This window comes from Advenella sp. RU8 (assembly GCF_048381675.1).
In the GTDB taxonomy this organism is placed as follows: Bacteria; Pseudomonadota; Gammaproteobacteria; order Burkholderiales; family Burkholderiaceae_B; genus Advenella.
The window spans coordinates 1-14,984 of the sequence record NZ_JBLWIS010000012.1 but is presented as its reverse complement, the minus strand read 5'-3'; the positions used below and the strand labels follow the sequence as shown (position 1 = coordinate 14,984).

The window sequence follows — 14,984 nt, the reverse complement described above, 5'->3', positions numbered from 1 at the left end:
GGACTAGCTCGAACTCCTCAACCCGACGTTACTGATAGGGATCAAGAATACGGACAAATTCCCGCTTCCAGCCTACATTAATCCGATTACCCACTTTCAGGGTCTGGCTCAGCAAGGCAATAGGCTGCTTGACCACAAAATTCGGATTATCATACAGATTCAGGCGCAAACGGACATGATCACCGAAATAAACGAATTCCAGAATTTCTCCCTGGCCGTTTTGGTCGGCACTACCGGCAGGCGGATCAATCACGACACGCTCGGGGCGAATGGAAACCGACACCATATCACCGGTTTTCAGGGACGGATTGGCCAGCACACCCTGTATTTGCGTGCGATTGTCCAGCAGAACCGTGCCATACCCGTTCTCAACCCCGGTAATACGACCATGGGTACGGTTATTCTCGCCAATAAAATTGGCGACGAATGCCGTGACAGGCCGCTCGTAGAGCTCTTCGGGTGAGTCGATTTGCTGAATGACACCATCATTGAAAACAGCCACACGATTGGACATGGTCAGGGCCTCACCCTGATCGTGGGTGACATAGACCACGGTAATGCCCAACTTGTTGTGCAAACGCTTGATCTCGTATTGCATATGCTCGCGCAATTGCTTGTCAAGCGCACCCAAGGGCTCATCCATCAGCACCACCTGGGGCTCGAATACCAGTGCCCTTGCCAGGGCCACCCGTTGCTGCTGCCCACCTGAAAGCTGGCTGGGAAAACGGTTGCCGAACTGATTCAGTTGCACCATGGCCAAACCGTTTTCCACCCGTTTTTTTATATCATCCTTGCCCAGCCCCCTGACCTTCAGGGGAAAGGCCAGGTTTTCGGCTACCGTCATGTGCGGAAACAGGGCATAGTTCTGGAACACCATGCCAATATTGCGTTTGTAAGCGGGCACATCGTCCAGCGAACGCCCTGCCAGCTCTATGGTGCCCGAGGTGGGCGTTTCAAAGCCGGCAAGCATCATCAGGCTGGTTGTTTTGCCTGAACCTGACGGACCCAGCAATGTCAGGAACTCACCATGTTGTATATCCAGATTCAGGTTTTTAACAATCATGGAGCGTCCGTCATAGCTTTTCTGAACATTCCTGAAACGCACCAGGACATCCGTATTATTGCTGTCAGGTCCAGACATAAGCATTATCCCCTCTGTTTAGCCATTCAATCTTTCATGAACAATATCAAGCGCCTGTTTGAATTTATCCACCATCTCATCAACCTGCTCAACCGTAATGATCAGAGGTGGGCAAAAAGCAAGCGTATCCCCGATATTGCGTGAGATGACACCCAGATCCTGCAATACTTTGCCTACCATGGTGCCCAGCTGTCCTGGGACTTCCAGCGCTGTTTTCTTGGCTTTGTCGATCACCAGCTCAACACCGGCAATCAGGCCAACGCCACGCACCTCACCCACCAGCGGATGATTTTCCAGCTCATGCAATCGCTTGAGCATATGCGCACCAACGGTTGCCGCATTCTCCACCAGATTACGCTCTTGAATAATGTTCAGGTTTTCAATGCCCACCGCTACGGCCACCGGATGGCCACCTGCGGTATAACCATGTCCCAGCACGCCCAGCTTGTTGCTTTCATCGGCAATCGGATTGAACATTTTCTCATTCAGCAAAATGGCCGACAAAGGCTGGTAGGAAGAAGAAATTTGTTTGGACAGCACCAGCACATCGGGTTTCAGGCCAAAAGTTTCGGAGGCGAACATTTTCCCGGTACGGCCAAAACCACAAATCACTTCATCAGCAATAAAAAGGATGTCATGCTTTTTCAGGACCGCCTGGATTTTCTCCCAATAAGTGGCAGGCGGCACAATCACGCCACCCGCCCCCATAACCGGTTCGGCAATGAACGCGGCAATGGTTTCAGGGCCTTCTTTCTGGATCAGGTTTTCCAGTTCCTGGGCCATACGGGTTGAGAACTGTTCTTCACTTTCACCTTCCTGGGCATCACGCCAGTAATGCGGACATGCCGTATGCAAAATGCGATCAATCGGCAAATCAAAACCACGGTGGTTGCCTGGCAGACCGGTCAGACTGGCAGCGGCAACGGTCACACCATGGTAGCCCTTAAGACGACTGATGATTTTCTTTTTATTAGGCAAACCCAAAGCATTGGAACGATACCAGACCAGTTTGACGACCGTATCATTGGCCTCGGAGCCTGAGTTGGTAAAGAACACCTTGCTCATGGGCACAGGAGCGATCTCAATGAGCCTTTTTGCAAATTGGGCAGCCACATCATGGGTTTTATGCGTGAACTGATGATAAAACGGCAATATATCAAACTGGCGCATGGCGGCCTGGACCAGCCTTTTCTCGCTGAAGCCCAGCGCCACACTCCATAATCCTGCCATGGCTTCCAGATATTTCTTGCCATGAATATCTTCGACGTAGACCCCATCTCCCTTAACGATAACCAACGGCCCCTGTTCCTGATGCTTGCGGGCATTGGTGTAAGGGTGCAAGTGGTAATTGATATCGTCACTTTCCTGCTGAATTAATGTATTTTCCATTTGGGTCTCCGTAACCGTCGAATATTGCAAAATCAAGTCAGTCCTGTTTTTTTATCCTAAGACAGGAAACTGCAATCGGCTATATCCACTTGTGTAATTTTGATCAGGCCAGTTGCGTTTTCAGGCGCCGCTGAAGAACATTCCCCGCTCGCCTTCAATGAAAATTTGCTGCAGGCGATCAACCGCTCCGGCAATATCCCGGGTAGGTACGCCACCGTAGCCCAGCACCAGGCAAAGCCCGTGTTCCGTGGGTTTGCGGAATTTGACCTGACGCACAATCATGCCATGGCGACGGGCACAAAGTGAGAACTGTTCGAAACTTAACAAGGTATTGAATCGGGCCATTAGGTGCAAACCCGAATTGCCCTGGGAAAGGGTGACTTTATTGCCGAAAACCGCTTTGAGCCTTTCCCGGAACAAGGCGCCACGCTCAAAATAAATGGCCCGCATTTTCTTGATATGCCGGTAGAAATGGCCATCATTGATAAATTCGGCCAGGGACGCCTGCAACTGCAACATGCCCGGCAAATACAGGTTTGAAATGGCCCGCCGCATGGCAGGAGCCAGTCCTGGTGGCACCACCATATAGCTTAAGCGCAGGCCTGAAAACATGGATTTGCTGAACGTGCCGAAATAAATCACATGATTGCCCTGATCCAGGCTTTGCAAAGAGGGCAAATGCAAGTCATCATGCCTGAACTCACAGTCATAATCATCTTCTATCACCCAGAGCTGATGCTTTCGGGCAAGCGCCAGGATCTTCTCGCGCCGCGCCATCGACATGGTGACACCGGTGGGGTACTGGTGTGAAGGCGTGACATAGATGAATTTGCCGTTTACGGCAATCATGTCATCCTCCAGCGCGATTCCCTCTTCATCAAGCGGTATGCAGTTAACCTTTATCCCCCCTGCCTCAAACACCGACTCGGTCGCCCAATAAGGTGGATCCTCAATATAGGCCTGCTGCCCGGGGTCACTCAGCAGCCGGGTACATAAATCCAGCGACTGGGGGGTGCCAAAGGTCACAATAACCTGGTCGGGATCACACTGCAGGGAGCGGGAAATGGCCAGATAAGCGGCAATGGCCTTGCGCAATTCCACATAGCCTCCCGACTCGGCATAGCCCGACAGGTGAAGATATTTTTTTGAATAATATTTGCCCAGGATTTTTCGCCAGATATGAAACGGGAACTCGGAGACATCGGGGATACCAGGCACAAATTCCCCCTTGGGTTGCGGCGGACTGCTTTCCGACAACAGCAACCTGGCCCCCCTTTCGGAATACACCCAGGATTTCATGACGGGTGCATTGCCGGAAGGTACCAGCGGCGTGACCACCTTTGAGACATACGTGCCACTACCTTCCCTGCTGTACAGATAACCTTCGGTAATCAGTCGCTCATAAACCAAAGAAACGGTAATTCGCGAAATACCCGCCTCTTTGCTCAGAAAACGGGAAGAAGGCAGCTTTTTGTCCGGTGGCAATTTACCATTGTTGATCAGATCATGAATGATTTGATAAAGCTGACGTTGCAATGGGGTTTTATCATCACGGTTCAGCTTTTCAAGCACTAGTTCAGCTAATGGAATTTCAAACATAAGACTCGCACATCAATCATTATTTTCATATTTAATTTAATATTGAAATTGTTGTTTTTTATAACCATGAACTAAAAAAGCATCAGACAATCTCACTCCAAATTCACGCCTCATTATCCATGAGCATTTATGGTTGTAATAACCAGTTAACGATTTATTGCATTCATTTTAATAATCCCGCAATCCATATCCATCAATCCTGCAGCCACCTCATCACTTCACGGGAAAACCCCTATTTCCTTTAAAAAACAAAAATTGCGATGATGTCACCACCATCACTTTTCTTCAGGCTCAACCTTCAGGGTTCCGCCCAAAAGCCGGCCTGAGACGGAAAATGATTCAATAATGTCCAAACACAAGGATGTGAAATTATGCTTAAACACGCTCGTTCAGCCATTGTCACAGGCTTCATACTCAGCGCCTTTACTGCTGCCGCCTCTGCTCAAAGTCTTACTGTGGTTTCTTTCGGTGGTGATGCAAAAACCGCCATGGAAAAAGTCTACTTCCAGCCTTTTGAAAAAGAAACCGGCATCAGAATCAATTCTGCGGACTGGAACGGGGAGATGGGAAAAATAAAAAGCATGGTTGACACCAAAAGCGTCCAGTGGGATGTGGTAGAGGTTGAGGCCCCCGAACTGGAGCGCGGTTGCGCCGAAGGCCTGTTTGAAGAAATTGATTACAGCAAGGTTATTCCACAATCCGACTTTATCGAAAATGGAGCACATGAATGCGGTGTGGGCACATTTATCTGGTCGGTGGCCCTGGCCTACAACAAAGACAAACTAAAGGAAGCCCCCACCTCCTGGGCTGACTTCTGGGATGTAAAAAAATACCCGGGCAAACGGTCCCTGCGCAAAGGCGCCAAATACACACTTGAAATTGCCCTGATGGCCGATGGCGTGTCTCCCAAAGAGGTTTACACAGTACTGGCAACCCCAGAAGGCGTTGACCGTGCCTTCAAGAAACTGGATGAAATCAAACCCTATATCCAATGGTGGGAGTCGGGTGCACAACCCGGTCAATACCTGGTGGCCGGTGATGTCATCATGTCTTCCGCCTACAATGGCCGAATTACCCATGCCATCAACAAAGAAAACAAACGCCCGCTTGGCCTAGTCTGGGACCAGAGTCTGTATGCCATTGATTATTGGGCCATTCCCAAAGGTTCTCCCAATGTTGAAAATGCCCATAAGCTGATCAAGCATGCCAGCCAGCCCGAGAACCTGGTGGCCTTTTCAACACTCCTGCCCTACGGCCCGCCAACCACTGCAGCCATTGAGGCCCTGCCGGCTGACATCGCCAAAGACATGCCCAGCTCCAAAGAAAACATGGAAAACGCCATTGCACTGGATGTCAATTTCTGGACTGATTATGGTGATGCCCTTGAGCAACGCTACAACGCTTGGGTAGCACAATAACAATCCTTTTTTAAATCAATGTATTAATCAATCATCTCCGGGTGCTTTCACCCGGAGATGATTGCATTGCGGCAAGCAAACCCATACATTGAACCCTGCTTTTCCATGGTACAGTTATTTTTTTGTATGCACACTCGCTTTTAACCAGAAGGAAAACCATGTTTGAGCATTTAGCACCTTATGCAGGTGACCCCATTTTCAGAATTGGTGATATGTTCCGCCAAGACCAGCGCCAAAACAAAGTAGATCTGACCGTTGGGCTTTACTATGACGGCAAAGGCCAGATTCCCGTCCTGAACAGCATCCATCAAGCCGAACTGAAACGTGCTCAACAACCCGAAACCCGCCAGTATCTTCCCATGGAAGGTTTAGCCAGCTATCGCAGCGCGGTCCAGAAACTGCTTTTTGGCACTGAATGCGCCGCCCTGGAGGAAGGCCGCATTGTGACCATGCAAAGCGTGGGTGGCACCGGTGCCCTGCGCATCGGAGGAGAACTGCTGCATTTGGCCAGCCCAAATAGTGAAATCTGGATTAGCAACCCGGGCTGGGATAACCACCATTCCATTTTTGAAGGCGCAGGCCTGAAAACCCATACCTACCCCTATTACGATTCGGTCAATGGCGTTTTGCTGTTTGACGAGATGAAACAAACCCTGCAGACTATCCCTGCGGGCAGCATTGTGCTGCTGCATCCTTGCTGCCACAATCCCACCGGGGCTGACCTGTCCACCGCACAATGGGAAGAAATTGCCGACATCCTGGTTGAGCACAAACTGATCCCCTTCCTGGACATTGCCTATCAGGGTTTCAGTAATGGCCTTGATGAAGATGCCTTTGCCATCCGGTTACTGGCGTCCAGAAACATCCCGATGCTGGTGGCCAACTCTTTTTCCAAGAATTTTTCTTTTTATGCCGAGCGCTGTGGCGCCCTTTCCGTCGTGTGCCAAAACACCCTGGAAGCCGATCGGGTACTGGGGCAAATCAAGTTGTTGGTGCGCCGCATTTACTCCAATCCGCCCTTGCATGGCGCCCGCATGATTTCCGATGTACTTAACGATCCGGAACTGTTTGCCATGTGGGATAGCGAAGTCAATGAAATGCGTACACGCATCAGGAATATTCGCCAGAAAGCCTACGACATCCTGAAGGCACAGGCACCTCATTTCGACAGCTCGTTCATCATCAAGCAAAATGGCATGTTCAGCTATACCGGCCTGAGCCTGCCGCAAATTGAAAAACTGCGTGCCGATTACGGCGTCTACTTTATCGACTCCGGGCGCATCAGCGTTCCCGGCCTTAATGAAGACAACGTTACCTACTTTGCCGAGTCTGTCAGTAAAGTGGTTTAGCAAAAAATTTAGTATTGAAATAATAAATTTAATCCAAACACAAAACGAGGACTGAAGAGAAATGAGTCAATATGAAGCACTGAGTCTGTATATAGATGGCGAGTTTATTTCCGGTGGAGGACGCAAAACCCAGGATGTAATTAACCCAGCGACACTTGAAGTATTGGGGCAGTTGCCCCACGCCAGCGAAGCCGACCTGGATCGCGCCCTGTCTGCCGCACAGCGGGCTTTCGATTTATGGAAACACAGTTCCCCCATGGATCGCTCCGCCATTTTACGCAAAGCGGCTCAATTGTCCCGCGAACGTGCCCAGGAAATCGGCTTGAACCTGACCCGTGACCAGGGCAAGCCACTGGCAGAAGCCGTTGGTGAAATCATCTCATGTGCAGACCACTGCGACTGGCATGCCGAAGAATGCCGCCGCATTTACGGCCGAGTCATCCCGCCCCGTACCCCCAACGTACGCCAGATCGTAGTGCGTGAGCCAATTGGCGTATGTGCGGCTTTCACCCCATGGAACTTCCCCTACAACCAGGCGATCCGTAAAATCTCGGCCGCCATTGGTGCCGGTTGCTCCATCATCCTGAAAGGCCCCGAAGACTCACCCAGTGCGGTCATGGCCATTGCCCGCATCTTCCATGATGCCGGCCTGCCCAAAGGGGTGCTGAACATTGTATGGGGTGAACCGGCAAAGATATCCGACTATCTGATTAAATCCCCGATCGTGCGCAAAGTATCTTTTACCGGATCGGTTCCGGTTGGCAAACAACTGGCAGCCCTGGCAGGCGCGCACATGAAACGCATCACCATGGAACTGGGTGGCCATTCTCCGGTGCTGGTCTTTGATGACGCCAATATCGAGCAGGCAGCCAAAAGCCTGGCCAAATTCAAGATCCGCAATGCCGGCCAGGTCTGCGTTTCACCGACCCGGTTTTACGTTCAGGAAAAAGCCTATGACCAGTTCCTGGATATTTTTGTCAACGCACTAAAAAGCATCCAGGTTGGCGATGGCACGGCACAAGGCACCGAAATGGGCCCACTGGCGCACGAGCGTCGGATTGGCAGCATGAGTGCCTTTGTTGAAGATGCAAGGCAGCGTGGCGCAACCATCGAACTGGGTGGCAACCCACTGTCACAAACCGGTTATTTCTTCCCGCCAACCGTTGTCACCAATATAAAAGATGACGCAAAACTCATGACTGAAGAGCCTTTTGGCCCGATTGCCCCGGTGGTTAAATTCAGCGATACCGATGAAGTCCTGGCCAGGGCCAACAGCCTTCCTTTCGGCCTGTCTTCATATGTATTTACCAATTCACTTCAAACCGCAACCAAAGTGTCCAATACACTTGAGGCCGGCATGGTCAATATTAACCACTTTGGCTCTGCCCTGCCGGAAACCCCCTTTGGTGGCGTAAAAGACAGCGGTATCGGCAGTGAAGGCGGCACCGAAACCTTTGACGGATATTTGGTCACGAAGTTTATTACACACGTATAACAATCATGCCGTTTTTACAATTTAACGGCAGATAAAAAGTTATTTATTTATAACTGAAAACGCAAAGAGCCGCATGTTCTTTGCGTTTTTTTCATTTCAACTCGCTTTAATCTTAAAACCCTATGGAAAGCACCTATAGCTAGCCAATCCATTTCTACCGCATACTCGTCCTGTAACAAATGCATGGGAGACACCCGTGTTTTCAATCACTACTTTTCAGAATTAATGCATAACATGAGTGATTTAATACTAGAGACAAAAAACCTGACCAAAGAATTCCTGGGTTTTGTGGCGGTAAACAATGTAAACCTGCAAGTGCAGCGCGGACACATTCACGCGCTTATCGGCCCGAATGGCGCCGGCAAAACCACCTGCTTCAATTTACTAACAAAATTCCTGCGTCCCACCTCAGGCAGCATTTTCTTCAATGGCATCAATATTACCGCTGAAAAACCGGCACAGATTGCACGCAAAGGCATTATCCGCTCCTTCCAGATCTCAGCGGTTTTTCCCGAACTGACCGTCCTCGAGAACGTGCGCGTCGGCCTGCAACGCCAGCAAAACAACTCTTTCCATTTCTGGCAAAGCAACAAATGCCTGCATGAACTTGACGACCGTGCCAGGGAATTGCTGGCAGAGGTTGATTTGCTTGAATTTGAAAATGAAATCACCTCGAACCTGCCCTATGGTCGCAAACGGGCACTGGAAATTGCCACCACACTAGGCATGGAACCCGAACTCATGCTGCTTGACGAACCTACCCAGGGCATGGGCCATGAAGACGTGGACAGAGTTACCCAACTGATCAAAAAAGTCAGTGCCGGACGCACTATCCTGATGGTCGAACACAATATGAATGTCATTGCCTCGATTGCCGACAAAATCACTGTCCTGGCACGTGGCGCAACCCTGGCCGAAGGCAATTACCAGGAAGTTTCCCGCAACCCTGCCGTAATGGAGGCCTATATGGGCACTTCCGAAGGTGTACTGGAAGGAGCTCACTAAAATGACCGCCCTCGCACTTGAAATCAAGGATTTGCAAGCCTGGTATGGAGAATCCCATATCCTGCATGGCGTCAACATCAGCATTCCCAAGGGGCAGGTCATTACCCTGCTTGGCCGCAATGGCGCAGGCCGTACTACCACCCTGCGGGCATTGTTGGGACTCACCGGATCCCGTAAAGGCTCCGTCAAGGTCCATGGTGTTGAAGCAATAAACCTGCCCACCCATAAAATTGCCCACCTGGGTATCGGCTATTGCCCCGAAGAACGTGGCATCTTTGCCAGCCTGAGTTGCGAAGAAAACCTGCTGCTGCCACCCCAACTCAACGGCAGCACCGCTGGTGGCCAGGGCATGTCACTGGAAGAAATTTACGACATGTTCCCCAACCTGCTAGAGCGTCGCCATTCACCCGGAACCCGACTGTCGGGCGGTGAACAGCAGATGCTGGCGGTTGCCCGTATTTTACGCACAGGCGCCAATATCTTGCTGCTGGATGAAATTTCAGAAGGTCTTGCACCCGTCATCGTCCAAACCCTGGCCCGCATGATCACCACCCTCAAAGCCAAAGGCTTCACGATTGTCATGGTTGAGCAGAACTTCCGCTTCGCCGCACCGTTGGCCGATCATTTCTATGTCATGGAACATGGTGAAATCGTTGAACAATTCCCGGCTTCCGAGCTGGAAGCCAAACAGGATACCCTGCATACCCTGCTAGGTGTCTAAGCTATTTTTCATTCAATACCCGGAGACAAACATGCAATTAAATAAAACAGCAAAACTGAAAAAAACAGCCTTGGCCACCGCAATCACCCTATCCAGCCTGGGCCTTGCCCATGCCCAGGGGATTTCCAATGACGTTATCAAAATCGGTTTTATTACCGACATGTCCGGTGTTTATTCTGACCTGGACGGCCCTGCCGGTGGCGAGGCCATCAAAATGGCCATCGAAGCCGCCGGTGGTGAAATCAATGGCAAGAAAATCGAATTGGTAACCGCTGATCACCAAAACAAGGCCGACGTGGCTTCAGCCAAAGTCCGCGAATGGATCGACCAGGACAAAGTTGACCTGATTATTGGTGGCACAAACTCTGCCACTGCCCTGGCTTCCGCTGCCGTCGCCGCCGAAAAGAAAAAGCCCTACATCTCGATTGGCGCAGGATCAACAGCCCTAACTACCACCCACTGCACCCCGTTCACCATTCACTATGCCTATAACACCAAGGCACTGGCCAATGTGACCGGTACTGCCGTGTATAACCAGGGCGGCAAAGACTGGTTCTTCATCACCGCCGATTACGCTTTTGGTCATTCCCTTGAGCAAGACACCATTAATGTGGTGAAAGCAGCTGGTGGCAGCATCAAGGGCTCGGTTCGTGTGCCATTAAGCACCACCGACTTTTCTTCCTACATGCTGCAGGCACAAACCTCTGGCGCCCAGATCCTGGGGCTGGCCAATGCAGGGGGTGACTTCATCAACTCCATCAAGGCTGCCAGCGAATTTGGCGTAACCCCCGCCATGAAACCGGCCGGTTTGCTGGTGTTCATCAACGATGTGCACGCACTGGGCCTGAAAGATACGCAGGGACTGTACCTGACAGCCCCTTGGTATTGGAACCAGGATGACGAGTCACGAGCATGGGCAGCCAAATTCGAGGAGCGCATCAAGCGCAAGCCCTCATTTGTGCAGGCTGCCGATTACACCGCCGCGGAAACCTACCTGAAAGCCATCAAGGAAACCGGCACTGATGATGGCGAAGCCATCATGAAATGGTTCAAATCCAATACCATCAACAACTTCTTTGCCAAAGACGCCATCGTTCGCAAGGATGGCCTGATGATCCACGACATGTACCTGATGCAGGTCAAAACCCCGGAAGAATCCAAGGCACCATGGGATTACTATAACGTCGTTGAAAAAATCGACGGAGAAAAAGCCTTCGGTCCGGCAAGCGAATCCAGCTGCAAGCTGTAAATTACAACTTCATCTGGATTAGTGCTGTAGTCATGGCAGCCTCTACCCGGGGCTGCCAGAACACCAGTTAAAAAATGTTGTCAATAAATAAACTGAACGTTATGCATTATGATTGATATTTTCGGCATCCCTATTCAAGCCTTTCTTGGCCAGATTCTACTGGGCCTGGTAAACGGCTCATTTTATGCAATTCTCTCATTGGGACTGGCCGTCATTTTCGGTCTTCTCAACGTCATCAACTTCGCCCATGGCGCCTTATACATGCTGGGTGCCTTCCTGGCATGGATCGGCCTGCAATACCTGGGCCTCAATTACTGGGTCATGCTTGTTGTCGCACCGATCCTGGTCGGTATTTTCGGCATGATCATCGAGAGGTTGCTGCTTCGCCATTTATACAAGCTCGACCATCTTTATGGCCTGCTGCTTACTTTCGGAATAGCCCTGCTAATCGAAGGCATATTCCGCAGTTTCTATGGTGTTTCCGGCCAACCCTACCCAACCCCCGAAGCCCTGCGCGGAGCAATCAACCTGGGTTTCATGATCCTGCCCATTTATCGCGGCTGGATTGTGCTGGCATCAATTATTGTTTGCCTGTTCACCTGGTTCATGATTGAAAAAACACGTCTTGGTTCATTATTGCGTGCTGGTACCGAAAACCCCAAGCTGGTGGAGGCATTCGGGATTAACGTACCCCTCATGATTACCCTGACCTATGGGTTTGGTGTTGCCCTGGCCGGTTTTGCCGGTGTACTGGCAGCCCCCGTGCTGCAAGTCTCTCCACTCATGGGGGCCAACCTGATTATTGTCGTGTTTGCGGTGGTGGTTATCGGTGGCATGGGCTCCATTATGGGCTCGATTGTGACCGGTCTTGGCCTGGGCGTTATTGAGGGGCTGACCAAAGTATTCTGGCCAGAAGCCTCCAGCACGGTTGTCTTTATCATTATGGCCATTGTTTTATTACTCCGCCCCGCCGGACTTTTTGGGAAAGAAAAATGAACCGACAAATCCTTGGCTATGTATTATTTGCCATTGTGGCCGCCTTATTGCCTTCGTTCGGCATATACCCCATTTTCGTCATGAAAATCCTGTGCTATGCCCTGTTTGCATGTGCCTTCAACCTCCTGCTTGGACACGTCGGGCTGCTTTCATTCGGGCACGCCGCTTTCCTTGGCAGCGCGGCCTACGCTTCAGGCCATGCCATTAAAGTATGGGGCTTTTCACCCGAACTGGGCATTCTTTACGGCATGCTGATTGCCGGTTTACTTGGCTTCGTTATCGGGGGCCTTGCCATACGGCGCAGCGGTATTTATTTCACCATGATTACCCTGGCAATGGCACAGATGGTCTTCTTTTTCTTCCTGCAAGCCCCATTTACCGGTGGTGAAGATGGCCTGCAAGGCGTGCCAAGGGGACACCTGTTTGGCCTGCTGGACCTGAAAAACGACCTGAACCTATACTATATGGTAGTAGGCGTCTTCATGATTGGCTATTTCATCTGCTGGCGAACCGTCAACTCGCCTTTTGGCCAGATCCTGAAGGCCATCAAGGAAAACGAACCCCGTGCCATTTCTCTTGGCTATGATGTAGACAAATACAAGTTGTTGGCCTTTGTGCTGTCTGCCGCCATAGCCGGGCTGGCCGGTGCCACCAAAACGCTGGTGTTCGTTTCTGCCACCCTGTCCGATGCCATGTGGCAAATGTCAGGGATGGTCGTGTTAATGACTTTGATTGGTGGTGTAGGCACCTTTATTGGACCCGTCATTGGCGCTTTCATTGTGGTCATGCTCGAAAACAAGATTGGCGACTTTGGCCGCATGATTGCCGATACAACCGGTGTACAATGGTTTTCAACACTGGGAGAATCGGTTACCATCGTCATGGGACTCATCTTTATTATCTGCGTCATGGCCTTCCGAAAAGGAATTGTTGGTGAACTATCACATTTTTTCATAGCAAGACAAAGTAAAAGTCAATAGTTACAAATATCCGCTAAACCTTGCAAGTATCGTACAAATATCTAAGCAATTACCCTTATTTTTTGTGTTTATGCTTGCAAGGCTCATGTTGTTCTTACTATCATCTGCCCTACTTCGAAATTAATTATTTTTATAAGCATATTTTTCGATATAGTATTTACAAATCGTCAAGGAATTTATATGAAAAAATCCCTTTTAACCGCCATTTTCAGTACTGCTGCCATCATTAGTGGTACCTCATATGCGGCTGACTTTCCTACTAAACCCATTCGCGTCATTGTGCCTTTTGCACCAGGCGGCTCTACCGATATCGTGACCCGGGTCGTCACCGCCAAAATGAGCGATATCCTGGGCAAACCCATGGTGGTTGAAAATAAAGCCGGTGCCGGTGGCGCAATCGGTGCCTCCGAGGCTGCCCGTGCGAAACCTGATGGCTATACGCTTTCCATCGCAACCGTTTCAACCTTGGGTGTAAACCCGGCTTGCAAACCCGAAGGACTGGGTTACGATGCACTCAAGGATTTTGCACCGATCACCAACTTCGCCAACGTGCCCAACGTTCTTGAAGTCAATCCTAAATTCCCTGCCAACGATTTCAAGGCTTTCTTGGCCGAAGTCACAGCCAATCCCAATAAGTATTCTTACGGTTCTTCCGGTACCTGCGGCGTCCTGCACCTGTTTGGCGAAGCCTTCCGCCAGTCAACCAAAACCGATATCGTTCATGTACCTTATCGTGGTTCAGGCCCGGCCGTAACCGATGCCGTTGGCGGACAAATTGCCATCCTGTTCGACAACCTGCCATCATCTTTCCCGCAAATCGAAGCCAAGAACCTTCGTCCCTTGGCCATTGCCTGGGAAGAACGCCTGGATAGCATGAAAGATGTTCCTACCTTTAAGGAACTGGGTTACCCTGAATTGAACCAACCGGTATGGTATGGCCTGCTGGCACCTGCCGGTACCCCCGAAGATGTCATTACCACCCTGCATAAAGCGGCAACTGAAGCATTGAAAGACCCGGCAGTAGTTACTGCCCTGGAAAAGCAGGGTGCTTTCCCCTCAGGCAACACACCTGAAGAGTTCGCCAAGGAAATCCAGCAACAGTATGACTGGGCCAGGGACGTTGTAAAAAAAGGCAATATTCAATTGCAGTAAATAGGTCTGCTCTGTAAAAGGCGGATGAAAGTCTCATCCGCTTTTTTGCTCAATCATTTATAAATCTCACATATTTTATCTATCTAACTAAGGTTGTAAGTTATGCACATTAAGAATCAACAGGACTTCTGGTCCGGCTTGATGTTCATCGCTCTGGGCGTCGGTTTTTCGCTGTTCGCCACGAGCTATGACATGGGCACGCCTGCCCGCATGGGGCCTGGCTATTTTCCATTTTGGCTGGGGGTTGTCCTGGCTTTGCTGGGCGGTCTTGTGACCCTGACTTCCCTGCGGGGCAAAGAAGGTGACGATCACCATATTGGCAAGTTCGACTTTGACATTCTGGCCCTGATCATCGGCTCGATTGTGGTGTTCGGTGTCATGCTGGATAACCTGGGTCTGTACATTTCACTGGTTCTGCTGGTCATTTTCAGCAGCCTGGCCAGTCATGAGTTCAGCCTTAAAATCGCCATCGGCAATGCCATTTTCCTGG

At 50.4% G+C, this 14,984-nt stretch carries 13 protein-coding genes; 10 read left to right on the top strand and 3 right to left on the bottom strand.

Annotated elements, in window-relative coordinates; translation table 11 throughout:
• Positions 1-28 precede the first annotated feature (28 nt).
• The 3 genes from ACM5Q9_RS12780 to ACM5Q9_RS12770 all read right to left on the bottom strand — a co-directional run bounded on the left by ACM5Q9_RS12780 (position 29) and on the right by ACM5Q9_RS12770 (position 4,129).
• The gene (locus ACM5Q9_RS12780) at positions 29-1,141 is read right to left on the bottom strand and encodes an ABC transporter ATP-binding protein (protein WP_418145130.1); all 1,113 of its coding nucleotides are present in this window, start codon (positions 1,139-1,141) and stop codon (positions 29-31) included.
• An 18-nt stretch (positions 1,142-1,159) separates the two neighbouring features.
• Complete coding sequence (locus ACM5Q9_RS12775) at positions 1,160-2,530, bottom strand: aspartate aminotransferase family protein (RefSeq protein ID WP_418145129.1); 1,371 nt, start codon at positions 2,528-2,530, stop codon at positions 1,160-1,162.
• Positions 2,531-2,650: 120 nt separating this feature from the next.
• Complete coding sequence (locus ACM5Q9_RS12770) at positions 2,651-4,129, bottom strand: PLP-dependent aminotransferase family protein (RefSeq protein ID WP_418145128.1); 1,479 nt, start codon at positions 4,127-4,129, stop codon at positions 2,651-2,653.
• A gap of 371 nt (positions 4,130-4,500) precedes the next feature.
• On the opposite strand from ACM5Q9_RS12770, the gene ACM5Q9_RS12765 reads away from it, so the two are divergent.
• The 10 genes from ACM5Q9_RS12765 to ACM5Q9_RS12720 form a co-directional block, all read left to right on the top strand.
• On the top strand, positions 4,501-5,547 hold the full coding sequence (locus tag ACM5Q9_RS12765) for an ABC transporter substrate-binding protein (RefSeq protein WP_418145127.1): 1,047 nt from the start codon (positions 4,501-4,503) through the stop codon (positions 5,545-5,547).
• A 158-nt stretch (positions 5,548-5,705) separates the two neighbouring features.
• A complete protein-coding gene (locus tag ACM5Q9_RS12760; RefSeq protein WP_418145126.1) occupies positions 5,706-6,896 on the top strand; it encodes an aromatic amino acid transaminase in 1,191 nt (396 codons plus the stop codon).
• Positions 6,897-6,957: 61 nt separating this feature from the next.
• Positions 6,958-8,391: an NAD-dependent succinate-semialdehyde dehydrogenase gene (locus tag ACM5Q9_RS12755; RefSeq protein ID WP_418145125.1), complete on the top strand. Its 1,434-nt coding sequence runs from the start codon at positions 6,958-6,960 to the stop codon at positions 8,389-8,391.
• 234 nt (positions 8,392-8,625) lie between these two features.
• Complete coding sequence (locus ACM5Q9_RS12750) at positions 8,626-9,396, top strand: ABC transporter ATP-binding protein (RefSeq protein ID WP_418145124.1); 771 nt, start codon at positions 8,626-8,628, stop codon at positions 9,394-9,396.
• Between the two features lies 1 nt (position 9,397).
• Complete coding sequence (locus ACM5Q9_RS12745) at positions 9,398-10,117, top strand: ABC transporter ATP-binding protein (RefSeq protein WP_418145123.1); 720 nt, start codon at positions 9,398-9,400, stop codon at positions 10,115-10,117.
• A 31-nt stretch (positions 10,118-10,148) separates the two neighbouring features.
• Entirely contained in the window at positions 10,149-11,366 is a 1,218-nt protein-coding gene (locus ACM5Q9_RS12740) for an ABC transporter substrate-binding protein (RefSeq protein ID WP_418145122.1), read from the top strand.
• 108 nt (positions 11,367-11,474) lie between these two features.
• Positions 11,475-12,362 (top strand): branched-chain amino acid ABC transporter permease, encoded by an 888-nt coding sequence (locus tag ACM5Q9_RS12735; protein ID WP_418145121.1) that lies wholly within the window; start codon positions 11,475-11,477, stop codon positions 12,360-12,362.
• Complete coding sequence (locus ACM5Q9_RS12730) at positions 12,359-13,342, top strand: branched-chain amino acid ABC transporter permease (protein ID WP_418145120.1); 984 nt, start codon at positions 12,359-12,361, stop codon at positions 13,340-13,342. Before ACM5Q9_RS12735 ends, ACM5Q9_RS12730 begins: the two co-directional genes overlap by 4 nt.
• Before the next feature lie 180 nt (positions 13,343-13,522).
• Positions 13,523-14,494, top strand: a complete 972-nt coding sequence (locus ACM5Q9_RS12725; protein ID WP_418145119.1) for a tripartite tricarboxylate transporter substrate binding protein BugE — start codon at positions 13,523-13,525, stop codon at positions 14,492-14,494.
• Between the two features lie 102 nt (positions 14,495-14,596).
• Positions 14,597-14,984, top strand: a 388-nt coding sequence (locus tag ACM5Q9_RS12720) for a tripartite tricarboxylate transporter TctB family protein (protein ID WP_418145118.1), incomplete at its 3' end; no start/stop codon positions are given.